We start from the raw sequence: 22,492 nt of genomic DNA, 5'->3' as shown, positions 1-22,492 counted from the left end.
GCGCGAGGTGCTCGGCGAAGTGCCCGCGGAAAGTCGACCGGCGAGTGAGCCCCAGCGAGCCGCGACGTCGCCAGGACCGCCCGCCAGCACGGTGCGTATCAGGTCGGCCTCCCACGGGATCAGCCTGTGCCCGTTGGCGACCAGCGGCTCGCGCGCATCCTCGACGACCCGGCGGCGCTCGCCGTCGACCCGATGCTGGTGCGCCGCCTGCAGCGGATCCGCGACGCCCGCGCGGTGCGCCGGGCTAGCTGACCCACTTCAGAGAGACGAGATCCGGGTCGAACACGCGGCGCCCGGCGCCGGCCCGCTCGATCTGCACCGACAACATTAACTGCACGATTGCTCGCCGTGGACCGACGGATCCCGCGGGTGGTCGCCGATCCCGTCGCCATCGCCGCGACCGCGCAACTGGTGACCACACCGCTCGTCGTGCTGTTCGCGGGCTCGGTGAGCGTGGTGGGGGTGCTCGCCAACATCGTCGTCGCGCCGGTGGTCGCGCCGATCACCGTGCTCGGCACCGCCGCGGCGGTGTGCACGGGCATGACATCGGTCGGCGCCGAGGTGCTCGCTCGGGCAACCGGTCCGGAACTGTGGTGGATGGTCGTCGTCGCCGATCGTCTCGCCCGTGCTCCCGGGGCGACGCTGACGGTGCCCGACGGGGTGGCGGGGGCGGGTGCGGCGACGGCGATCATCGGCGTCGGTGTGGGCGCGGCGGTGCTGTGGTCCCGTCGGCGCACCGCCCGCGAGTCTGTCGGCGCGCGCTGGCAGCATGGGCGGGGTGAGCGACCGGCTGCACCTCCTCCTCGGTGACGACGACTTCCTCGGTGAGCGCGCCGTCTCGGCGATCCGTGCGGAGGCCGTCCGGGACGCGGGCGGCGACGTGCCGGTCTCGCGCATCCGGGCCGGCGACGTCGGCGAGCACGACCTGGTGGAACTGCTCAGCCCGTCGCTGTTCGGTGATGCTCGGATGGTGGTCGTGGAGTCCGCCGCCGACGCCGGGAAGGAACCCGCCGCCGCGATCACCGCGGCCGCGCAGGACCTGCCCGACGGCATCACCCTCGTCGTCGCGCACTCCGGGGGAGGGCGGACGAAGACGATGCCCGCCACGCTGAGGAAGGCCGGGGCGCGGGTCCACGACTGCGCCCCGATCACCCGTGTCGGCGACCGGATCGCCTTCGTGGCCGCCGAGTTCTCGTCCTTGGGGGTGAAGGTGTCCGGGGAGGTCGCCGCGCGTCTGGTGGAGACGGTCCGCGCCGACCTCCGTGAGTTGGCCGCGGCGTGCGGCCAGCTCGTGGCCGACACCGGCGGCAAGGTCGACGCCGCCGCCGTCGACGTCTACTACTCGGGCCGTCCCGAGGTGACGGGGTTCGAGATCGCCGACGCCGCCGTCACCGGGAAGAAGGCCGAGGCTCTCGAGGCACTCGCCTGGGCCGGACACCACGGGGTGCCGCACGTCCTCGTCGCCGACGCGCTCGCCGAGGCGATCCACGCGATCGCCCGCGTGCGGTCCGTGGGCGGACGGGACGCGAACTCCTCGGCGGCCGAACTCGGGATGCCGCCGTGGCGGGTGCGCAAGGTCGCGGGTCAGGCGCAGGGATGGACGTCAGAGGCCGTCGCCACCGCCATGGGCATCGTCGCGACCCTCAACGGCGAGGTGAAGGGGCAGGCGCCCGACCCCGACTACAGCCTGCAGCGTGCGGTCGCGGCCGTCGCCGATCTCCGCCCGACCGTGCGTTCCGGGCGCTGAGCGCCCCACCCACCGACGACTCCGGCCCGGTCCGCGAGACGCGGATCCGGGCCGGATCGGGTGACACCGCCGTGCGGCGGGTGTCGATCAGAGCTTGTTGAGCGCGACAGCCATCGCCGACTTCTTGTTGGCGGCCTGGTTCGCGTGGATGACGCCCTTGCTGGCGGCCTTGTCGAGCTGGCGGCTGGTGCTGACGAGAAGGTCCGACGCCTTGTCCTTCTCGCCGGCCGCGACGGCCGCACGGAAGCTGCGGATCGCGGTACGCAGCGACGACTTGACCGACTGGTTCCGCTGACGGGCGATCTCGTTGGTCCGGATCCGCTTCATCTGCGACTTGATGTTTGCCACGCGTCTAGCACCTCATGCTCGTCGTCGCGGCCGGGTGGCCGCTGGTGATCGTGTCGCGGTCAGGTGACCACGGTGTCTGTGTGTCGGTGACGTCCCGCCGAACGGGATCGTCACGGAAGTCTGTGGTGCACGCTCGGCCCGGCAGCGCATGTACGCCCCGGTGCGAGCACCGACCGGCCAGGTTACCAGCGCCGCAGGTCCCCGCCCAAATCCGCGACGGTGACCTGTCCCCGGGCTGTGGATCACCTGTCAGGCGAACCGTCCCAATCCCCCGATTCGGACGGATCTGGCATGGTCGTCAGGGTGAACTCCGCATCGTCGTCAATGGTTTCACCCGCGGTGAACTGATGTCTCGATCAGCTGTCTTCCTGCACGTGGGGGTACCCAAGACGGGGACCACCTACCTCCAGGACCGACTCTGGCGGAACCGGGACACCGCGCTGCGCTCGGCTGGGCTGCTGTACCCCGGCGACGTCGTCGACGACCACTTCCACGCCGCGGTCCACCTGCAACCCGCCCGCTACCTGGACTGGGTCGACCCCGCCCACGCGGACGCGTGGCCGCGCCTCGTCGACGCGGTGCGCGGATGGCCGGGCACGTCGGTCATCTCGCACGAACTGTTCGCCACCGCCGACGCCGACGTCGTCGCGCGGGTCCTGTCCGATCTGTCGGGCCTCGACGTGCACGTGGTCGTCACGGTGCGCGACCTCGCGCGCCAGATCCCCTCGGTGTGGCAGGAGAACGTCAAGAACCAGCACCGCGCGACCCTCGACGAGTTCGTCACGGGACTGCGCGACCTCCCACGCGCCGAGCAGGACCCGTTCTGGGAGTTCCAGGACGTCGTCGGGATCCTGCGCACCTGGGGTCGCGACCTGCCCGCCGACCGGGTGCACGTGGTGACCGTCCCGCGCCCGGGTGCCGCGGGGCCCACGCTGTGGGACAGGTTCTGCGGTCTGCTCGGCGTCGACCCGACGGTGCTGGACCGTCCGGTGCCACCGTCGAACACCGCGCTCTCGCCGACGCAGACCGAGGTGGTGCGCCGCCTGAACGAGCACCTGCAGCCGTCGACGGTCCCCTGGGATCGCTACGAGCGGGCGGTCAAGAGACTCCTCATCGGCGAGGTGCTGTTCGAGGCCCCCGACCGCTCCCCGCGGGTGCTGACCCGCGAGCAGGCTGCCTGGGCCGCGCAGTGCGCCGACGTGATGGTCGCCGACATCCGCGCGGCCGGGTACGACGTCGTCGGTGATCTCGCCGACCTGCGGGTCGACCCCTCGTCCGTCGGGGACGAGGCGGCGGAACCGTCACCCGACGCGGTGCTCGAGACGGCCGTCGCGACCCTCGCCGAGACGTTGCGGCGCATGCCGTTGCCCGACGACACGCCGACCGTGTCCCGGCGTGTGAAGTCCGTTCTGCGAAACGGTCATCGACGTCTGACCGCAGTGCGGAGGCGGGTGCGATCGGCCTGAGTCCGGCGTGCCGAACCGTAAGCCCCTGCCGCCGCGGGCCATCTGTAGCACGATGGACAGATGAGCCCCGCGAGTTCGGTCGACAAGAAGGCCCCGTCCAAGAAGCCCGCCGAGCGTCGATCGCCCGCGAAGAAGGCGGCCCCGGCGCGGTCGTCCAAGCCGCGGCAGTCGGGTACGACCGGTCTGTTCGAGGGCTACTCGAAAGGCCCCTACGTCAACGCCTTCGACGAGATGTTCGACCACGACGACGAGGTGCGGGCGCCGTATCGCGGTATCCACAAGGCGCTGGCGCCCAGCGACCGGGTGGACCTGGAGAACCGGGTGGACGCGCTCGGGCGGGCCTTCATCGACCAGGGCATCACCTTCTCGCTCTCGGGCAAGGAGCGTCCCTTCCCGCTGGACGTGGTGCCCCGGGTCATCTCCGCCGCGGAGTGGTCGAAACTGGAACGCGGCATCACCCAGCGTGTCCAGGCCCTGGAGATGTTCCTCGACGACATCTACGGCGAGCAGGAGATCCTGCGGGACGGCGTCGTCCCCAAGCGGTTGGTCACCTCGTGTGAGCACTTCCACCGGCAGGCCGTCGGCATCAAGCCGCCCAACGGTGTCCGGATCCACGTCGCCGGAATCGATCTCATCCGCGACGAGCAGGGTGACTTCCGGGTGCTCGAGGACAACCTCCGGTCACCGTCGGGTGTCTCCTACGTGATGGAGAACCGTCGCACGATGGCGCGGGTCTTCCCCGACCTGTTCTCCAGCCATCGTGTCCGCGCGGTCGCCGACTACTCCAGCCAGCTCCTCAAGGCGTTGCGCGCGTCCGCGGCGTTCAACGAGGCCGACCCGAACGTCGTCGTCCTCACCCCGGGCGTGGCGAACTCGGCCTACTTCGAGCACTCGCTGCTCGCACGTCAGATGGGTGTCGAGCTCGTCGAAGGCCGCGACCTGTTCTGCCGCGACAACGTCGTCTACATGCGCACCACCGAGGGCGAACAGCGCGTCGACGTCATCTACCGCCGCATCGACGACGACTTCCTCGACCCCATGCAGTTCCGGCCCGACTCGATGCTCGGCGTGGCGGGTCTGCTCAACGCGGCGCGCGCCGGCAACGTCGTCATCTCCAGTGCCGTCGGCAACGGGGTGGGCGACGACAAGCTCGTGTACACCTATGTGCCGGAGATCATCCAGTACTACCTCGGCGAGAAGCCGACCCTGGGCAACGTCGACACGCTGCGCTGTTGGCTCGACGACGAGCGCGACGAGGTGCTCGACCGCATCGACGAGTTGGTGGTGAAACCGGTCGAGGGATCCGGTGGGTACGGCATCGTGTTCGGTCCGGACGCGACCGGCGCCGAACTGGACTCGCTGGCGCGCAAGATCAAGGCGGACCCGCGCGGCTGGATCGCGCAGCCCGTCGTCCAACTCTCGACGGTCCCGACCAAGATCGGCGACAAGCTGGCGCCGCGGCACGTCGACCTGCGCCCGTTCGCCGTCAACGACGGGGAATCGGTGTGGGTGCTGCCCGGCGGACTGACCCGCGTCGCGCTGCCCGAGGGGTCCCTGGTGGTCAACTCGTCGCAGGGCGGTGGGTCGAAGGACACCTGGGTGCTGGCGTCGCGGTCGTCGGCGTCCGAGCGTGAGCTGTCCGGCGAGGAGTTGGTGCGGTCGGCCGATCTGGCGCGCACCACCCAGTCGACCGAGCAGGGACCGGAGATGCTGGCCAGCCAGATCCAGCAGCAGCAACAACAACAGCAGCAGCAGGCCGATGCGGAGGGCGATCTCCGATGATGCTGGCGCGCAACGCCGAATCCCTCTACTGGATCGGCCGATACGTCGAACGTGCCGACGACACGGCCCGGATCCTCGACGTCGCCGTGCACCAGCTGCTCGAGGACGCGACCGTCGACCCGGACCGCACCTGTCGTCTCGTGCTGCAGGTGCTCGGCATGGAGGACGACCCCGAGGTGTCCGAGTACGACGTCTGGGCGCTGACCGAGCGGGTCGCCTACGACAAGACGGCCTACGGCTCGATCGTGAACTGCGTGGCCGCCGGACGCGAGAACGCCCGCGGCGCACGGGAGGTCACGTCCAGCGAGATGTGGGAGTGCCTGAACACGACCTTCAACGGACTCTCCGACGCCGAACGTGCCGCGCGCAGGCTCGGTCCGTACGAGTTCCTCTCGTACGTCAAGAACCGCGCCGCGATGTTCGCCGGTCTCGCCGACGCGACGCTCAGTCACGACGACGGGTACCGCTTCCTGCTCCTCGGCCGCTCGGTCGAGCGCGTCGACATGACCATCCGGATGTTGTTGTCCCGTGCGGGGGATCGGTCGGGATCGCCGACATGGGTCACGGTCCTGCGGTCGGCGGGCGCCCACGACACGTATCTGCGGACCTACCGCGGCGCCCTGGACGCGCCCCGCGTCGTCGAGTTCATGTTGTTGGACAGGCTGTTCCCGCGGTCGGTGTTCCACGCCATCACGCTCGCCGAGCAGCAGCTCATGGAGCTGGACAACCGTCCCAACAGCCGCGTGGGTGCGCGCGCCGAGGCGCAGCGACTGCTCGGCCGTGCACGCAGCAGTCTGGAGTTCATGCAGCCCGGGGTGCTCCTCGACGAGCTGCAGGACCGTCTGCTCGCACTGCAACAGACGTGTCGTGACGTGAACGAGGCGGTCACCGCCCAGTACTTCCACGTCACGCCCTACGTCGCCTGGGCCGATGTCCGGGCGAGCGCGGGCGAGGACCACTTCATCGAGGAGAGTGAACTGTGAGCTGGCGGATGCGCGTCGTCCACTCGACCGGGTTCGCGTACAACGCACCGGTCACGTCGTCGTACAACGAGGCGCGTCTGACACCTCGGAGCGACACCCGGCAGAACGTCATCGTCAACCGTGTGGAGACGGTGCCCGCGACCCGTTCGTACCGCTACACCGACTACTGGGGCACGGCGGTCACCGCATTCGACCTGCACGCCCCGCACGAGGAACTCGAGGTGTCGGGACTGTCGGTCGTCGAGACCGAGCCCGGCAGTCGCCCGGAGGGTGCCGACGAACTCGGCTGGGACGACCTCTCCGACCCCTGGGTGGTGGACCGCTACGACGAGTACCTCGTCCCCACCGACTACGTCCCGCGCAATCGGCAGCTGGCCGCACAGGCGCGCCGCCTGACGAAGGGTCTCGACGTCGAGGAGGCGGTCGAGGCGGTGTGCTCGTGGGTGCACTCGGAGATGGAGTACGTGCCGGGGACGACCGGCGTCCACACGACGGCCGTCGACGCCTGGGGCGAGCGCAAGGGCGTGTGTCAGGACTACGCCCACCTCACCCTGCTCATGTTGCGCGCGTTGACGATCCCGGCCCGCTATGTGTCGGGATACCTGCACCCGAGTCGCGACGCGGTCATCGACGAGACGGTCGAGGGTCAGAGCCACGCCTGGGTCGAGGCGTGGACCGGGGCCTGGTGGGGATACGACCCCACCAACGACGTCACCATCAACGAGCAGCACGTCTCGGTCGGGATCGGCCGCGACTACTCGGATGTCCCGCCGCTCAAGGGAATCTACACAGGCGGCGGTGCCACCGACCTCGACGTCGTCGTGGAGATCACGCGACTGGCGTGATGCGCCTCAGCGCCAGCCGTACTCGCGCCGGAGGCGATCGGCGATCGCGTCGAACCGCCCGCGGTCGAGGATGGCGCCCTCGCGGCGGATGCCCTGTTCGGGGACGTCGAGGACACGGTCGAGTCGGACGTAGCTGTCCTTGTGCCCGCCGTCCCACCCGCCCCGGCCGATCGGCGACCAGTTGGCGTCGTCGGCACGGTGGGCCTGGCTCGACAGCATCAGGCCCAGGAGGCGGTCGTGATCGCGGCCGACCACCAGCACCGGACGGTCCTTGCCCTGGTTCGCGTCCTCCTCGAACGTCACCCAGGTCCACACGATCTCGCCCGGGTCCGCGGCGCCGTCGAGCTTCGGGGCGTAGTCGATGTGGCGCGCGACGTCGGCCGTCGGCCGTGAGGTGTCGGTGACCGGGCGACCGGTCGCCGTCGTGGTGGCGCCGCTGCCGAGGCGTGCGGTCAGCGCCGCGCGGCCCTTGTCGATCGCGCCGGACCGCTGCAGTTCGCGGTAGACGCGGGGACCGTACTGCTGGGCCAGGCGCAAGGCCGTCTTCCATGCGGGCATGGACCCGAATCTAGTCCGGCGGGGTCGGGTCCCGGCGTCCGAGGAGGTGGGTGAGCACAGCATCGACCGCCCGGTCGACGGCGGGCGACCGGTCGGGCTTGAGGTCGTGGCCGGTCTTCTCGATCTCGACGAGACGCACCGGGCCCGGGATCAGCGCGATCGCGTCGGTGATCTCGTCGGTGGTCGCGAACGGGTCCGAGGAGCCGTGGACCACCACGACCGGGCAGGTGATGCCCGGCAGGTGTTCGGTGCGGGCGCGATCGGGCTTGCCGGGCGGGTGGAGGGGGTAGGAGGTCAGCAGGAGGCCGTCGGCGACGCTCGGGTCCTCCGCGAGGACCATCGACGCCTGGCGTCCGCCGTACGACTGCCCGCCGACGAGCAGCGGGACATCGCCGACGATGCCGCGCAGGACCCCGGACGCTGCGACGATGCCGTCGCGGTCGGCCTGCGACGTCGACGGGCTCGGTGGACCCTTCGGTCGACGCTGCCGATACGGGAGGTCGATCCGCGCGACCGCCACGCCGCGCTCGGTCAGCGCGTCCGCGAGCCGTCGCAGCAGCAGCGCGTCCCGGTTCGACCCGGCACCATGGGTGAGGACCAGACCCGCGACGACCGACCCGTCGGGACGCTGCAGAACGCCGTCGACGCCGTCGCCGACGAACGGGATGTGCGCCGCTGCGGTCATGTCCGGGCAGATTACCGGCGCGTGCGAAACTTGCAGGTGACCGACCACGAGGAGTGAGTTCGATTCCCAGCTTCGCCGACACGACGTTCACCGATCCGTCCCGGATCCGGAACTTCTGCATCATCGCCCACATCGACCACGGCAAATCGACCCTGGCCGACCGCATGCTGCAGCTCACCGGCGTCGTCGAGGAACGGGCGATGCGGGCGCAGTACCTCGACCGGATGGACATCGAGCGTGAGCGCGGCATCACCATCAAGGCCCAGAACGTGCGGCTGCCGTGGCAGGTGACGGCCGACGGTGTGACCACCGACTACGTGATGCACCTCATCGACACCCCCGGCCACGTCGACTTCACCTATGAGGTGTCGCGGGCACTCGAGGCGTGCGAGGGCGCGGTGCTGCTCGTCGACGCCGCCCAGGGCATCGAGGCGCAGACGCTGGCGAACCTGTACCTGGCCATGGAGAACGACCTCGCCATCATCCCGGTGCTGAACAAGATCGACCTGCCCGCCGCCGACCCCGACCGCTACGCCGCGGAGATCGCCCACATCGTCGGCTGTGAGCCCGAGGACGTGCTGCGGGTGTCCGGCAAGACCGGTGTCGGGGTGGGGGAACTGCTCGACGAGGTCGTCCGCGTCGTCCCGGCTCCCGTCGGTGATGCCGACGCGCCGGCCCGCGCCATGATCTTCGACTCCGTCTACGACACCTACCGCGGTGTGGTGACCTACGTGCGCGTCGTCGACGGCACGCTGACGCCGCGCGAGAAGATCGAGATGATGTCCACCGGCACCACCCACGAGCTTCTCGAGGTGGGCATCGTGTCCCCGGAACCCAAGCCCAGTGTCGGTCTCGGCGTCGGGGAGGTCGGGTACCTCATCACCGGCGTCAAGGACGTGCGGCAGTCGAAGGTCGGTGACACCGTCACCTCGGCGCGCAACGGCGCGACCCAGGCGCTGACCGGCTACCGCGAGCCGCGACCGATGGTCTACTCCGGGCTCTACCCGGTCGACGGCTCGGACTACCCGGATCTCCGTGAGGCACTGGAGAAGCTGCAGCTCAACGACGCTGCGCTCACCTGGGAACCGGAGACGTCGGTCGCCCTCGGCTTCGGGTTCCGATGCGGCTTCCTCGGACTGCTCCACATGGAGATCACCCGCGAGCGTCTGCAGCGCGAGTTCGGTCTCGACCTGATCTCCACCGCCCCCAACGTCGTCTACCGGCTCGTCGGCGAGGACGGACGCGAACAGATCGTCACCAACCCGTCGGACTGGCCGGACGGCAAGGCGCAGGCCATCTTCGAGCCCATCGTGAAGACGACGGTCATCGCGCCGAGCGAGTTCGTCGGCACCATCATGGAGCTGTGTCAGTCGCGCCGCGGGGAACTCGGCGGGATGGACTACCTGTCGGAGACGCGTGTCGAACTGCGCTACACGATGCCGATGGCCGAGATCATCTTCGACTTCTTCGACTCCTTGAAGTCGCGGACGCGCGGCTACGCCAGCCTCGACTACGAGGAGGCGGGCGAGCAGGAGGCCGCGCTGGTGAAGGTGGACATCCTGCTGCAGGGCGAGGCCGTGGACGCCTTCAGCGCGATCGTGCACAAGGACTCGGCGTTCGCCTACGGCAACAAGATGACCACCAAGCTCAAGGAACTCATCCCGCGCCAGCAGTTCGAGGTGCCGGTGCAGGCCGCTGTCGGATCGAAGATCATCGCGCGCGAGAACATCCGGGCCATCCGCAAGGACGTGCTCGCGAAGTGTTACGGCGGTGACATCAGCCGCAAGCGGAAGCTGCTGGAGAAGCAGAAGGAGGGCAAGAAGCGGATGAAGACGATCGGTCGCGTCGACGTCCCGCAGGAGGCGTTCGTCGCAGCGTTGTCTGCCGACGCGCCGGCGGACAAGGCGAAGGGCAAGTAGCCGTGGCGAACCCGGCGCTGACACCCACTGCGCTCCCGCACGGTCTGCCGGACTTCGCATCCGTGTCGGACTCGGACTTCCTGCCCGCCTTCACCGAGGCGATGGCGTCGCACCTGGCGGAGATCGAGTTCATCGCCAAGGATCCCGCGGCGCCGACGTTCGCCAACACCGTCGAGGCGGTGGAGCGATCGGGTCGGGACCTCGCCCGGGTGGCCGGCATCTTCTTCACCCTCGTCGGCGCCGACAGCACGCCCGAGCGCAACCGCATCGCCACCGAGCTCGCGCCGATGCTGTCCGACCACGGCACCACCATCGCCCTCGACCCGAGGCTCTTCGCCAAGATCGCGGAGCTGCATGCACGTCGCGACGAGCTCGGCCTCGACGAGCCGTCACTGCGACTGCTGGACACGAGGTTCCGTGAGTCGGTCCGCGCGGGCGCCGGACTCGACGAGGACGGGCAGCAACAGATGCGGGAGATCGCGTCACGCCTGTCCGTGCTGACGACCACCTTCTCCCAGTACGTGCTCGACGAGAGCAACGACGCCGCGGTGCATGTCGTCGACGAGGCCGCACTCGACGGCTTGTCCCCGGCGTCGATCGCCGCCGCCGCCGACGCGGCCCGCGAGGCCGGGCACGACGACGGCTATCTGCTGACGATCGAGCTCCCGACGAGCCAGTCGGCGCTCACGTCGTTGACCGACCCCGCCACGCGCGCCTCGGTGTTCTACGCCGCGACCACGCGCGGTGCGCGCGGCGGTGAGCACGACACCCGCGACCTCGTGACCGAGATCGCCACCCTGCGTGCGCGACGCGCCCGACTGCTCGGGTACCGCGACCACGCGGAGTTCGAGATCGCCGAACAGACCGCTCCGGACGCCGAGGCGGTCGAGGCCGTGTTGCGCGATCTCGTCTCCGCGGCGATGCGCGCGGGCGGACGGGAACTGACCCGTCTGCGGGCACTCGCCGGTGAGGAGGTGGGGCCGGCGGACCTGACGTTCTGGCTCTCCCAGGAGCGGCGTCGGACGTCCGCTGTGTCGCTGGACGACTTCTCCGACTTCTGTTCCCTCGACACGGTTCTCACCGATGGCGTGTTCTACGCGGCCGGTCAGCTCTACGGTCTGCGTTTCGTCGAGCGCGGTGACCTCGCGGGCTACCACCCCGACGTCCGGGTGTGGGAGGTGTTCGACGCCACGGGGTCGTCGATCGGCCTCTACCTCGGTGACTTCTTCGCCCGCCGCAGCAAACGCGGTGGCGCGTGGATGAACAACGTCGTCGACCAGTCCCAGCTGCTCGGTGACCAGCCGATCGTCGTGAACGTCTGCAACTTCACCAAGCCCCGGGCCGGCGAGCCGTGTCTGCTCGACTTCGACCAGTTGACGACGCTGTTCCACGAGTTCGGGCACGCGCTGCACGGGCTGCTGTCCGCCGTGCGATACCCGTCGCAGTCGGGGACAGCGGTGCCGCGCGACTTCGTCGAGTTCCCGTCGCAGGTCAACGAGATGTGGGCACTGCACCCGGATGTGTTGTCGCACTACGCGCGTCATCACCGCACCGGTGAGCCGATCCCGGCCGAACTCGCCGACGCGGCCCGCGCGGCCACCGCGACCGAGAGTGCCCACAGCACCATCGAGTACCTGGCCGCGGCAGTGCTCGACCTCGCGTGGCACCGCGTCACCGTCTCCGACGTCGAGGCCGGGGTCATCGACGACGTCGAGGCGTTCGAGGCCCGGGCACTCGCGCAGGCCGGCGTGGGATCGGAGCTCATCCCGCCGCGCTACCGCAGCACCTACTTCAACCACATCTTCGGCGGCGGCTACGCGGCCGGGTACTACAGCTACATCTGGTCGGAGATCCTCGACGCCGAGACCGAGCTCTGGTTCCTCGAGCGGGGCGGACTGAGCCGCGCCGCGGGACGGGCGTTCGCGGAGGCGACCCTGTCCCGGGGTGACAGCGTCGACCCGATCGCCGCGCACCAGGAGTTGCTCGGCCGACCGGCGCGCATCGAGCCACTGTTGACGCGTCGTGGCCTGGCGGACAGCGCTGCGTGAGACGCTGACGCGGTGACGTCCTCCACGCAGACCAGGGTCGACCTGTCGCGTTTCGCGCTGCTGAGCCTCGCAGTGTCTCTCGTCGTCATCTCGCTCAAGGTCGTCGCGTGGCAGGTCTCGGGGTCGGTGGGTCTCCTGTCCGATGCCGCCGAGTCCCTCGTGAACGTCGTCGCCGCGGTCGCGGCGTTCGTGGCGCTCCGTGTGGCGGCTCGCCCCGCCGACGACGATCACAACTTCGGACACACCAAGGCCGAGTACTTCTCGGCGGTGTTCGAGGGCGTGATGATCGTCGTCGCCGCGGGGCTCATCATCGTCGCCGCGGTCGACCGGTTGCTGTCGCCCGCCGAACTCGAGTCGGTCGGCCTCGGTCTCGTGATCTCCGTCGTCGCGACGGTGATCAACGGGGTGGCCGGTCTGTATCTGATCCGCGTGGGCCGCAGACACCGGTCGCTGTCGCTGGAGGCCGACGGCAAACATCTGCTGACCGATGTGTGGACCACCGCGGGTGTCGTCGTCGGCGTTCTGCTCGTCGCGCTCACCGGATGGCTGCCGCTCGACCCGCTGATCGCCATCGCGGTGGCGGTGAACATCCTCGTCGTCGGCGGCCGACTGGTCTGGCAGTCCGGTGCGGGGTTGATGGACACCGCCCTGCCCGACGAGGAACGCACCCAGCTCGACGCCGTCCTCGACCGGTGGCGCGCCGAGGACGTCGACTTCCACGACGTCCGCACCCGCGAGGCCGGACACGAGCGATTCCTGCAGCTGCACATGCTCGTTCCCGGCGAGTGGTCGGTCCAGCGGGGTCACGATCTCGTCGAACGGGTGGAACGTGAGCTCGCCGCGACCCTCGACCACCTGAACGTCACCATCCACCTCGAGCCGATCGGCGACCCCCGCGCCTACGAGTCCTGGCGCCTCGACTGACCCCACCCATCTGCTGGGCACCCGGAACCACTCGTTGGGCACCCGGAACCACTCGTTGGGCGGCGGGGACCGTTCGTTGGGCACCCGGAACCGTTCGTTGGGCGGCAGGGACGGGCGTCGTCGGGAGAGCTCGTCCGTCGTCGTGCGCGGTGGAACCGATCGCCGTGCGGCTGCGTCCCATCGACATGGGCTATCCCGAACTCTCACGACCCGACGTCCCCGACCACCTCGTCCGGACGGACCGCGGATCCCGCGAGCTCCGCCGCGACATGATCAGGCTCCATCGAGGGGTGTTCGCCGATCCAGGGGTGACGTTGAGCGCCACCGACCGCATTCGGGCCGCGTATCTCAGCGCCGGGCCGGGATCCGTGATCGCCGGACGCAGCGCGCAATTCCTTCACGGTGTCGCCTATCCCGACGTGGACGGCGACGTCGAGATCATCCGCGACCTTCGAGGGCAAGGCCGACGGCGTTCCGGCATCCACGTCATCCGGACAGACCAGCTGAGTCCCGACGACATCGTCGAGATCGACGGCATGCCCACCACGAGCCTGGTCCGCACCGCGTTCGACCTCGGTCGTCGCCGCCCGGACTGGTTGGCGCTGGGACATCTCGACGACATGGCTCGGACCACCGCGCTGGACACACGTGCACTGTGGGCCTACACGCGCGACCATGCCCACACCAGCGGGATCCGGCAGTTGCGCGAGCTCGTCGGTCTGATCGACGCGGGAGCCGAGTCTCCCGGTGAGAGCTGGACCCGCCTGATCATGCATCGCCATGAGTTGCCACGGCCGGAGACCCAGATCGAGGTGTTCGACGAGTTCGGTGTCCTCATCGGACGTTTTGATCTCGGCTACCGGCGGTACAAGGTCGGCATCGACTACGACGGTGTCGAGTTCCATTCCAGCGACGAGCAGCGCGCGCACGATGCTCACCGCGACGGCGGCGTTCGCCGACGAGGGTGGATCCCGTTACGAACGGGCGCCGCGGCGATCACGGAGAACCAGTTCGCCGAGCTCGCGAAGATCGAACGGGCTCTGGCGTCGCGCGGTTGGCGACGATGAGGTCGCCTGCTGCCCGACGAGCGGTTCCTGCCGCCCAACGAACGGTTCCGGCTGCCCAACGAACGGTTCCGGCCGCCCAACGAGTGGTCGGGGTGCCCGACAGAATGATCAGGTGTTGGCGGGGATGAAACCACCACCGTGCACGTGGGCCTCCTCGGCGCGGATGACGTGCATGACCGCGTTGATGAGCGCGAGGTGGGTGAACGCCTGCGGGAAGTTGCCCAGGTGCCGACCGGTTCGGTGGTCGATCTCCTCCGCGTACAGCTTCAGCGGGCTCGAGTAGTTCAGCAGCCGCTCGCACAGGTGCTTCGCCCGGGTGAGTTCCCCGATCTCGACGAGCGCGGACACGAGCCAGAACGAGCAGATCGTGAAGGTGCCCTCCTCACCGGACAACCCGTCGTCGGTCTCCTCGACGCGGTAGCGCAGCACGAGACCGTTCTCCGTCAGCTCGTCGGCGATCGCCAGCACGGTGTTGCGCACGCGTTCGTCGTCGGGCGGCAGGAACCGGAGCAGCGGCACCAACAACAGCGACGCGTCGAGGGCGTCGCTGCCGTAGCGCTGGGTGAAGATCCCGCGGTCGTTGACGCCGTGGGTGAGGATGTCGTCCTTGATCTCGTCGGCCTTCTCCGCCCACGTCTTCGCGTACGACTTCTCGCCGTGCATCGTCGCCAGCCGCGCACCGCGGTCGAGGGCGATCCAGCACATGACCTTCGACGAGGTGAAGTGCTGAGGCTCCCCGCGGACCTCCCAGATCCCGCGATCGGGCTTGTGCCAGTGCTTGATCGCCTCCTCCACCTGTGCCTTGAGAACCGGCCACAGCGTCTCCGAGATGGTGTCGGTCGACTTGGTGTTGAGGTACACCGAGTCGAGCATGGTGCCCCAGATGTCGTGCTGCGACTGGTTGTAGGCGCCGTTGCCGATCCGGACGGGCCGCGCGCCGTCGTAGCCGGAGAGGTGCAGCAACTCCTCCTCGACGAGTTCGCGCTCACCGCCGACGCCGTACATCACCTGCAGCGGATGGTGTTCGCCGTTGGTCACCCCGGACACGTCGGCGATGAACGAGAAGAAGTCGTCGGCTTCACGATCGAGTCCCAGGGTGTAGAGACCCCAGAGGGCGAAAGTCGAGTCCCGCACCCACGCATAGCGGTAGTCCCAGTTGCGTTCTCCGCCCGGCGTCTCGGGCAACGACGTGGTCGCGGCCGCGAGCAGGGCGCCGGTCGGGGAGTACGTCAGGCCCTTGAGGGTCAGCGCGCTGCGCTGCAGATGGCTGCGCCACGGGTGGTCGGGGAAGGCCCCGATGTTGATCCACTGACGCCACGACTCGGCGGTCGCCCACATCTTCTGGGCGGCCTCGTCCCACGTCTGCGGCGCCGGGTAGGACGACCAGCTGAGCGCGATGAAACGGTCGTCACCCTCGGTGAGGCGACTGCGGGCGCGGGCCTCGCGTCCCTCGAGGCCGAGCTTGAAGTTGGTGGTGAGCTTGAGAGTCGGCGCGGGATGCGTCGTGCCCGACGCCGTCGCGATCGCCTCCGAGTACGCCGGACCCGAGTACTCCCAGGTCGTCGTGCCGCGGTGGTAGTCGAACGCCGGCTCGCAGCTGACCGCGACCTCGACGGTGCCGCTGACGCACCGGACCGTACGCAGCAGGATGTGCTCGGCGTCCCAGTCGGTGGGGGTGCGCTTGTGGGTGCGAGAACGACGATCGTTGTCGTGCCAGGGGCCCATGACGAGCGCGTCCCGCACGATGATCCAGCCGGTGTCGGTCTGCCACGTCGTCTCCACCATGAGACTGCCCGGCAGGTAGCGGCGGTCGACGGGGACGTTGACGCCGTACGGGGCGAGCTTGAAATGCCCTGCGCTGCGGTCGAGTACGGCACCGAAGATGCTCGGCGAGTCCGGCCTCGGCACGCACATCCACTCGACCGAGCCGTTGCGGGCGATGAGGCAGTTGGTCTCGCAGTCGGAGAGGAACGCGTAGTCGTCGATGGGCGGGAAGACGTTGCGCGTCGCCGTCGCCGGGGTGAACGAGCTCGCGTCGGCCATGGCACCCGAGGCACCGTGCAGCGCGGCACTCTCCTCGGCCAACGCGACGGCGGGCGGGGAGGGGACGGGGATCCCGGCGGGGGTGTCCGGCGATCCGGCGTGACCGGAGGCGGTTGTCATCGGTCCATCATGGCGAGCGGTGTGGAGGTTCGCACGCGAACCGCCCGCCCCGGGCGGGTCGTGCGACGGCTTTACGCGCAGGGTGATTTTTAGTCCGCGCGCTAGGGTTGCCGGGTGAACGGGATCAGGACGTGGTGGGACGGCGTGGAGGCCTGGTTGACCGGGTTGTCCTTCCTCCCGCAGCTGCTCGTCACGCTCGCCGTCCTCATCCCGGCGGCCATCGCCGCGGCTCTGGTGATCAACCTGCTGGTCAGCGTCGTCCTCGGTCTCGTCGGCCGTGGTAGCGACGTCGTCGACCCCACCGGCGGGGAGCGCTGAGGTGGTCCGCTCCCGGGTCACGATCGCGTTGATCGCCCTCATCGTGCTGGTCGTCGTGGCCTGGCTGATCACCCTGTGACACCTGCCGCGGCCGTCGTCGCGGCTGTTCAGGGCGACGATCGCTGCTGATAACCTCCGCGTTGTGACCGTTTCGGTGTGTCCGCGCAGTTCGCTGGCCCTCGCGCTCTTCGCGGTGGATCAGCACTGCGTCTCCGACGTGCACTGTCGCTGACCCCCTGGCCGCCGCGATCTGCCCGCGCGCACGCCGCCACCTGGTCCGTCCGTTCGTCTCGCCCGAGAGGTCCTGCGTGTCCCCGTCCCGTCGTCTCTCCGCGCCGCCCCGCCCGCGTGGCGTCGCGGCGATCATGGTCGCCGTGGTCGTCGCACTGGTGACGGCGGCGTGTGGTGGCGGGTCGACCGACGTCCCCGGCGGACGGGACATCTCGAGCGGTTCGCATCATCTGAACCTGGTCGCCTACGCCACCCCCAAGCCCGGTTTCGACGCGATCATCCCCGCCTTCCGCGACACACCCGTGGGCGGTGACATCGGCTTCTCGCAGTCCTACGGCGCCTCCGGCGACCAGTCGCGCAAGGTCGCCCGTCGTGTGCCCGCCGACGTCGTGAACTTCTCCGTCGAGCCCGACATCACCCGGCTCGTCACCGCCGGGGTGGTGGACAAGGACTGGAAGACGCAGTACCCGAACAACAGCACGCCGTTCGGGTCGGTCGTGGCGCTCGTGGTGCGGCAGGGCAACCCGAAGAAGATCCGCGACTGGGACGACCTGCTACGTCCGGGCATCGAGGTCGTCACACCCAACCCGGGCAGTTCCGGGTCGGCGAAATGGAACCTGTTGGCGCCGTTCGCGGCGAAGAGCAACGGCGGGGTCGACGAGAAGGCCGGCCTGGACTATGTCCGACAGCTCGTCTCGGGCCACATCCGTGTGAACCCGAAGTCCGGTCGTGAGGCGACGACGAGCTTCGAGCAGGGGCAGGGTGACGTCCTGATCAGCTACGAGAACGAGGCGATCATGTTGGGGCGCAAGAACGCCAGCCTGCCGCCCTCACAGCGCACCGACTATGTCATCCCTCCTCAGACGTTCAAGATCGAGAACCCGGTCGCGATCGTGTCGACCAGCACGGAGAAGGACTCGGCACGTGCGTTCCTCGACTTCCTGTTCAGCGACGAGGGTCAGCGGATCTGGGCCCGCCAGGGATTCCGACCGGTGACGCCCTCGGTGATCGCGGCGACGGCGGGTGACTTCCCCGGGCGCATCGACAGGCTCTGGACGATCTCCGATCTGGGGAAGGTCCTCGGGCCGCGCGTCGCGGAGAGGAAGGGCGGCAAGGCACCCACGGGGTGGAAGGCCGTCGACTCGGAGCTCTTCGGCACCTCCGGTGCCATCAGCAAGATCTACGACGCGGGAGGCAAGTCGTGACCGCGATCGAGGTGGACGCACCTGCGGGACCCACCCGCCGCGCCCGCCGACGCATCGGCGCCACCCCGCTGGGCGTCGGCGTGGCCGGACTGTGGCTCAGCGTCATCGTCCTGCTGCCGCTCGCGGCGATCACGGCGAAGTCGTTCGACGACGGGTGGAGCGGTTTCGTCGACGCCATCACGGCGGAGGCGGCGGTCGGCGCGATCCGCGTGACCGTGCTCGTCTCGATCGTCGTGGCGATCGTCAACGTCGTCATGGGCACCGTCATCGCCTGGGTGCTCGTCCGGGACGAATTCCCCGGCAAGGGGATCGTCAACGCACTGATCGATCTGCCCTTCGCGCTGCCGACCATCGTCGCGAGCCTGGTGTTGCTGTCGCTGTACGGGCCGAACAGCCCGATCGACATCCAGATCAACGCGACGAAGCCTGCGCTCGTCGTGGCTCTCGCGTTCGTGACCCTGCCGTTCGTCGTGCGCCAGGTGCAGCCCGTGCTCATCGAGGTCGACCGCGAGGTCGAGGAGGCCGCGGCCTCGCTCGGCGCGTCCAACTGGACCATCTGGTGGCGGATCATCGTGCCGTCGCTCGCGCCCGCGATCCTCACCGGCGCCGGACTCGCCTTCACCCGCGCGATCGGGGAGTTCGGCTCGGTCGTGCTCATCGGCGGCAACGTGCCGAACGACACCCAGGTCGCCTCGCAGTACATCCAGCAGCAACTGGAGGTCGACGCCCCGGTCGACGCCTCCGCGGTGTCGGTGGTGCTGCTGCTCATCGCGTTCGTCGTGCTGCTGGTGCTGCGCGTCGTCGGCCGTCGCGCCGCCCGTCGTGAGGGGGACGACTCGTGAAGACCTCCCCGGCAGCGCGATACGGACTGCGTACCGTCGCGCTGCTGTACCTGTTCGTCCTGTTGGTCGTGCCCGTTGCGCTGATCTTCTGGCGCTCCTTCGAGCACGGCATCGTCCAGTTCTGGGACTGGGTCACCACCCCCGCAGCGATCTCCGCATTGCAGCTGAGCCTGCTCATCGTGGTGATCGTGGTGCCGCTCAACGTGATCTTCGGGATCGCGACCGCGATCGCGCTGGTGCGCGGGCGGTTCCCCGGGCGCGGCATCGTCCAGGCGATCATCGATCTGCCGTTCGCGGTCTCGCCGGTCGTCGTGGGTGTGTCCCTTGTGCTGCTGTGGGGCTACGGCGGGTGGTTCGGCGGCATCGAGTCGCTCGGCTTCCGCGTCATCTTCGGCCTGCCCGGGATGGTGCTGGCGACGGTGTTCGTCACACTGCCGTTCGTCGTCCGCGAGGTGGAACCGGTCCTGCGCGAGATCGGCACCGAGCAGGAGGAGGCGGCGGCCACGCTCGGTGCCGGCGGGTGGGCGACGTTCCGCCGCATCACCCTGCCCGCGATCCGCTGGGGTCTCACCTACGGCATCGTGCTCACCGTCGCGCGCAGCCTCGGCGAGTACGGCGCGGTGATCATCGTGTCGTCGGGCTACCCCGGCATCTCCCAGACGCTGACGTTGCTGGTGTCCTCGCGCTACACCGACGACTACAACGAGTACGGCGCGTACGCCGCGGCCACCCTGCTGATGCTGATCGCGATCGTCGTCCTCGTCGCGATGACCCTCGTCGAACGGCGCGGTGCCACGGGCCGTCTCGCCCGGGCCTCGCGCCGGACCTCGACCGACGAACCGGCCGCCGACGCCGGTACCCCACCCCTGCCCGATCCGGCCGGCCGATCCCTCGGCGACAAGGAGTACGCACGATGACCATCTCTGTGGCCCACGCACACAAGCGTTACGGCGACTTCGCCGCGCTCGACGACGTCTCGCTCGACATCCCCAGGGGTTCGCTCACCGCGCTGCTCGGACCGTCGGGGTCGGGCAAGTCGACTCTGCTGCGCGCGATCGCCGGACTCGACGCACTCGACTCGGGCACCGTGATCATCAACGGCGAGGACGTGACCCGGCTGTCGCCGCAGCGCCGCGACATCGGCTTCGTGTTCCAGCACTACGCCGCGTTCAAGCACATGACGGTCCGCGAGAACGTCGCGTTCGGACTCAAGATCCGCAAGCGGCCCAAGGCCGAGGTGGCGGCGAAGGTGGACGAACTGCTCGATGTCGTCGGCCTCGCCGGATTCCAGACGCGGTATCCCGCGCAGCTCTCTGGCGGGCAGCGACAGCGCATGGCGCTGGCGCGGGCGCTCGCCGTCGACCCGGAGGTGCTGCTGCTCGACGAGCCGTTCGGTGCCCTCGACGCCAAGGTCCGCGAGGACCTGCGCCGGTGGCTGCGTCGTCTCCACGACGAGGTGCACGTCACGACGGTGCTCGTCACCCACGACCAGCAGGAGGCGCTCGACGTCGCCGACCGCATCGCGGTGCTGAACAAGGGGCGGATCGAGCAGGTCGGTAGCCCCGACGACCTCTACGACCGCCCTTCCAACGCGTTCGTGATGTCGTTCCTCGGGTCGGTCGCCCGGCTGAACGGGAACCTGGTGCGCCCGCACGACATCCGGCTCGGCCGGACGCCGGACCTCGCGCTGCACGGCGCCGAGTCCGCCGGGGACGACCACGGCGTGTTCAAGGCCAGGGTGGTCCGGGTGGTGCATCTCGGTTTCGAGGTGCGGGTGGAGCTGACGAACGCCGCGACCGGCGACGAGTTCCACGCACAGATCACACGCGGCGACGCCGCCGCCCTCGCACTGTCGGAGGGTGACGACGTCTTCGTCCGTGCGACGAGAATTCCGGCGATCGCGGGCTGAGAGCCTGCTCAGCCGAAGGGGAGTCCGCCGAAGGGGGAGTCCCCTCCGAAGGGGGTTCCGCCGCCGAACGGGGACTGCTGCTCCTGCTGTTGCTGCTGCTCTCGGGCGGGGACCGTCGTGCGGGCGGTGTCCTTCGCCGTGCCGAGCGCGACGGTGACGGTCTTGCTGCTGCCGCCGGACTGAACTGTGAGCGGGATGGACTGTCCCGGCTGCTGCTTGAGGATCTGCGCCATCAGGTCGGCGTAGTTGCCGATGGGGACGCCGTTCACCTTGGTGATGACATCGCCGCGGACGATGCCGGCCTTGGCCGCAGCGCCGCCCTCGGTGACACCGGTGACCTGGGCCCCGGTGACCGTCGACGAGCTGTCGGAACCGGAGAGCGAGCCCGAGACGCCGAGGATCGGCTTGGTTGCCGACCCGTCCTGCATGAGCTGGTCGGCGACACGACGGGCGGTGTCGACGGGGATGGCGAAGCCGAGGCCGAACGCCTGCACCCCACCCTGGGACGCCTGGCCGGTGTCGACGGCGGAGTTGACCCCGACGACCTGCCCCTGCAGGTTCACCAGCGGGCCACCGGAGTTGCCCGGGTTGATCGGGGTGTCGGTCTGCAGGCCGTTGTAGACGGCCACCGACTGCCCGCTGTCGTCGGAGGCGGTGACGGTGCGGCTGAGGTTCGACACGATGCCGGATGTCACGGTGTTGGAGAGGTTCTCGGGGCTGCCGACGGCGACGACCTGCTGGCCGACCTGCACGGCGGAGGACTGTCCGAGCACCGCCGGGGTCAGGTTCGACACACCGTCGACCTTGACCACGGCCAGATCGTAGGACGGGGCGACGCCGCGGACGGTCGCCGCGTGGGTCGACCCGTCGGGCAGCGTCACCTGGATGCGTCCGCCGTCGCCGGCGCCGGACACGACGTGGTTGTTGGTGAGGACGTATCCGTCGCGGGTCAGGATGATCCCGCTGCCGACCGCCTCGCCGGACTGTCCGGTCACGGTGAGATCTGCCGTCGACTTCGACGCGACCTGCGCGGCATAGGGGATCGACCCGGGCGACGCCGAGGTGACGGTCGCCGACGCGGGCTGAGCTGTCAGCGCCGTCGGCGACGACGAGGAGTCGTGGTCGAGGAGGGCGACTCCGCCCGCGCCGAGTCCGCCACCGAGCAGGCCGGCCGCGACGACGGCCACCACGATCGGCGCGGTCCGCCGACGCAGCGGCGCGGGCGCCGCGCTCTGGCCGGGGTAGGGGGTGTACCCCGCGTCATGACCGTACGGCGGTGCCGCGTGATGACTGCCGTAGTGTCCCAGCGGCTCGTGGGAGCCGTGTCCCGCGTCGCGGTACGCACCGAAACCTGTGGTGGGTGCGGTGTCCCGATCTCGCGCAACGGAGGGGTCGTCGTTCTGTCCATGCGGTGTCTGGTCCATGAGGCCACCTTCGGCCGCGGACCTGAGA

At 69.5% G+C, this 22,492-nt stretch carries 21 protein-coding genes; 16 read left to right on the top strand and 5 right to left on the bottom strand.

The window, feature by feature from the left end:
• The first annotated feature begins 126 nt into the window (after positions 1-126).
• The 3 genes from Q1A98_RS05620 to holA all read left to right on the top strand — a co-directional run bounded on the left by Q1A98_RS05620 (position 127) and on the right by holA (position 1,747).
• Entirely contained in the window at positions 127-252 is a 126-nt protein-coding gene (locus Q1A98_RS05620) for a DUF3263 domain-containing protein (RefSeq protein ID WP_299570715.1), read from the top strand.
• A gap of 96 nt (positions 253-348) precedes the next feature.
• A complete protein-coding gene (locus Q1A98_RS05615; RefSeq protein WP_299570713.1) occupies positions 349-810 on the top strand; it encodes a ComEC/Rec2 family competence protein in 462 nt (153 codons plus the stop codon).
• Complete coding sequence (gene holA, locus Q1A98_RS05610) at positions 770-1,747, top strand: DNA polymerase III subunit delta (RefSeq protein ID WP_299570710.1); 978 nt, start codon at positions 770-772, stop codon at positions 1,745-1,747. Before Q1A98_RS05615 ends, holA begins: the two co-directional genes overlap by 41 nt.
• 87 nt (positions 1,748-1,834) lie before the next feature.
• Here holA and rpsT read toward each other — a convergent pair whose 3' ends face one another.
• On the bottom strand, positions 1,835-2,095 hold the full coding sequence (gene rpsT / locus Q1A98_RS05605; protein ID WP_299570707.1) for a 30S ribosomal protein S20: 261 nt from the start codon (positions 2,093-2,095) through the stop codon (positions 1,835-1,837).
• A gap of 347 nt (positions 2,096-2,442) precedes the next feature.
• Between rpsT and Q1A98_RS05600 the strand changes: the two genes are divergently transcribed.
• Genes Q1A98_RS05600 through Q1A98_RS05585 form a run of 4 tightly spaced genes read left to right on the top strand, consistent with a single transcriptional unit; the run spans position 2,443 to position 7,171 of the window.
• Positions 2,443-3,561, top strand: a complete 1,119-nt coding sequence (locus Q1A98_RS05600) for a sulfotransferase family protein (RefSeq protein ID WP_299570705.1) — start codon at positions 2,443-2,445, stop codon at positions 3,559-3,561.
• A gap of 60 nt (positions 3,562-3,621) precedes the next feature.
• Positions 3,622-5,343: a circularly permuted type 2 ATP-grasp protein gene (locus Q1A98_RS05595; protein WP_299570703.1), complete on the top strand. Its 1,722-nt coding sequence runs from the start codon at positions 3,622-3,624 to the stop codon at positions 5,341-5,343.
• Entirely contained in the window at positions 5,343-6,326 is a 984-nt protein-coding gene (locus Q1A98_RS05590) for an alpha-E domain-containing protein (RefSeq protein WP_299571816.1), read from the top strand. The genes Q1A98_RS05595 and Q1A98_RS05590 overlap by 1 nt, the downstream gene beginning before the upstream one ends.
• Entirely contained in the window at positions 6,323-7,171 is an 849-nt protein-coding gene (locus Q1A98_RS05585; RefSeq protein WP_299570701.1) for a transglutaminase family protein, read from the top strand. The genes Q1A98_RS05590 and Q1A98_RS05585 overlap by 4 nt, the downstream gene beginning before the upstream one ends.
• Before the next feature lie 6 nt (positions 7,172-7,177).
• Here the strand turns inward: Q1A98_RS05585 and Q1A98_RS05580 are convergent, their stop codons facing one another.
• The gene (locus tag Q1A98_RS05580; protein WP_299570699.1) at positions 7,178-7,729 is read right to left on the bottom strand and encodes a type II toxin-antitoxin system PemK/MazF family toxin; all 552 of its coding nucleotides are present in this window, start codon (positions 7,727-7,729) and stop codon (positions 7,178-7,180) included.
• A 10-nt stretch (positions 7,730-7,739) separates the two neighbouring features.
• Complete coding sequence (locus tag Q1A98_RS05575; RefSeq protein WP_299570696.1) at positions 7,740-8,414, bottom strand: alpha/beta family hydrolase; 675 nt, start codon at positions 8,412-8,414, stop codon at positions 7,740-7,742.
• Positions 8,415-8,467: 53 nt separating this feature from the next.
• Between Q1A98_RS05575 and lepA the strand changes: the two genes are divergently transcribed.
• The 4 genes from lepA to Q1A98_RS05555 all read left to right on the top strand — a co-directional run bounded on the left by lepA (position 8,468) and on the right by Q1A98_RS05555 (position 14,372).
• Positions 8,468-10,333 carry a translation elongation factor 4 gene (lepA, locus tag Q1A98_RS05570; RefSeq protein WP_299570694.1) on the top strand — a complete coding sequence of 622 codons (1,866 nt, stop codon included), beginning with the start codon at positions 8,468-8,470 and terminating at the stop codon, positions 10,331-10,333.
• A 2-nt stretch (positions 10,334-10,335) separates the two neighbouring features.
• The gene (locus Q1A98_RS05565) at positions 10,336-12,381 is read left to right on the top strand and encodes a M3 family metallopeptidase (protein WP_299570693.1); all 2,046 of its coding nucleotides are present in this window, start codon (positions 10,336-10,338) and stop codon (positions 12,379-12,381) included.
• 12 nt (positions 12,382-12,393) lie between these two features.
• Positions 12,394-13,305, top strand: a complete 912-nt coding sequence (locus Q1A98_RS05560; protein ID WP_299570692.1) for a cation diffusion facilitator family transporter — start codon at positions 12,394-12,396, stop codon at positions 13,303-13,305.
• 149 nt (positions 13,306-13,454) lie between these two features.
• Positions 13,455-14,372 (top strand): hypothetical protein, encoded by a 918-nt coding sequence (locus Q1A98_RS05555; RefSeq protein ID WP_299570690.1) that lies wholly within the window; start codon positions 13,455-13,457, stop codon positions 14,370-14,372.
• A 108-nt stretch (positions 14,373-14,480) separates the two neighbouring features.
• Here Q1A98_RS05555 and Q1A98_RS05550 read toward each other — a convergent pair whose 3' ends face one another.
• Positions 14,481-16,415 carry a glycoside hydrolase family 15 protein gene (locus tag Q1A98_RS05550; RefSeq protein ID WP_299571814.1) on the bottom strand — a complete coding sequence of 645 codons (1,935 nt, stop codon included), beginning with the start codon at positions 16,413-16,415 and terminating at the stop codon, positions 14,481-14,483.
• Positions 16,416-16,649: 234 nt separating this feature from the next.
• Here Q1A98_RS05550 and Q1A98_RS05545 point away from each other — a divergent pair, with 234 nt between their 5' ends.
• From Q1A98_RS05545 to Q1A98_RS05525, 5 genes are all read left to right on the top strand, one after another.
• Complete coding sequence (locus tag Q1A98_RS05545; RefSeq protein WP_299570689.1) at positions 16,650-16,853, top strand: hypothetical protein; 204 nt, start codon at positions 16,650-16,652, stop codon at positions 16,851-16,853.
• 365 nt (positions 16,854-17,218) lie between these two features.
• Positions 17,219-18,289 carry a sulfate ABC transporter substrate-binding protein gene (locus Q1A98_RS05540; RefSeq protein WP_299571812.1) on the top strand — a complete coding sequence of 357 codons (1,071 nt, stop codon included), beginning with the start codon at positions 17,219-17,221 and terminating at the stop codon, positions 18,287-18,289.
• A 5-nt stretch (positions 18,290-18,294) separates the two neighbouring features.
• A complete protein-coding gene (gene cysT, locus Q1A98_RS05535; protein WP_299571810.1) occupies positions 18,295-19,131 on the top strand; it encodes a sulfate ABC transporter permease subunit CysT in 837 nt (278 codons plus the stop codon).
• Positions 19,128-20,048 carry a sulfate ABC transporter permease subunit CysW gene (gene cysW, locus Q1A98_RS05530; RefSeq protein WP_299570688.1) on the top strand — a complete coding sequence of 307 codons (921 nt, stop codon included), beginning with the start codon at positions 19,128-19,130 and terminating at the stop codon, positions 20,046-20,048. Before cysT ends, cysW begins: the two co-directional genes overlap by 4 nt.
• On the top strand, positions 20,045-21,040 hold the full coding sequence (locus Q1A98_RS05525; protein WP_299570685.1) for a sulfate/molybdate ABC transporter ATP-binding protein: 996 nt from the start codon (positions 20,045-20,047) through the stop codon (positions 21,038-21,040). Before cysW ends, Q1A98_RS05525 begins: the two co-directional genes overlap by 4 nt.
• A gap of 8 nt (positions 21,041-21,048) precedes the next feature.
• On the opposite strand, the gene Q1A98_RS05520 is transcribed toward Q1A98_RS05525, so the two are convergent.
• The gene (locus Q1A98_RS05520) at positions 21,049-22,464 is read right to left on the bottom strand and encodes a trypsin-like peptidase domain-containing protein (RefSeq protein ID WP_299570683.1); all 1,416 of its coding nucleotides are present in this window, start codon (positions 22,462-22,464) and stop codon (positions 21,049-21,051) included.
• Positions 22,465-22,492 lie beyond the last annotated feature (28 nt).

The sequence above is a fragment of the uncultured Williamsia sp. genome, from assembly GCF_947494875.1.
Taxonomy (GTDB): domain Bacteria; phylum Actinomycetota; class Actinomycetes; order Mycobacteriales; family Mycobacteriaceae; genus Williamsia_A.
Note: the sequence above shows the minus strand (reverse complement) of the source record. Positions and strands in the feature narration are given on the sequence as shown.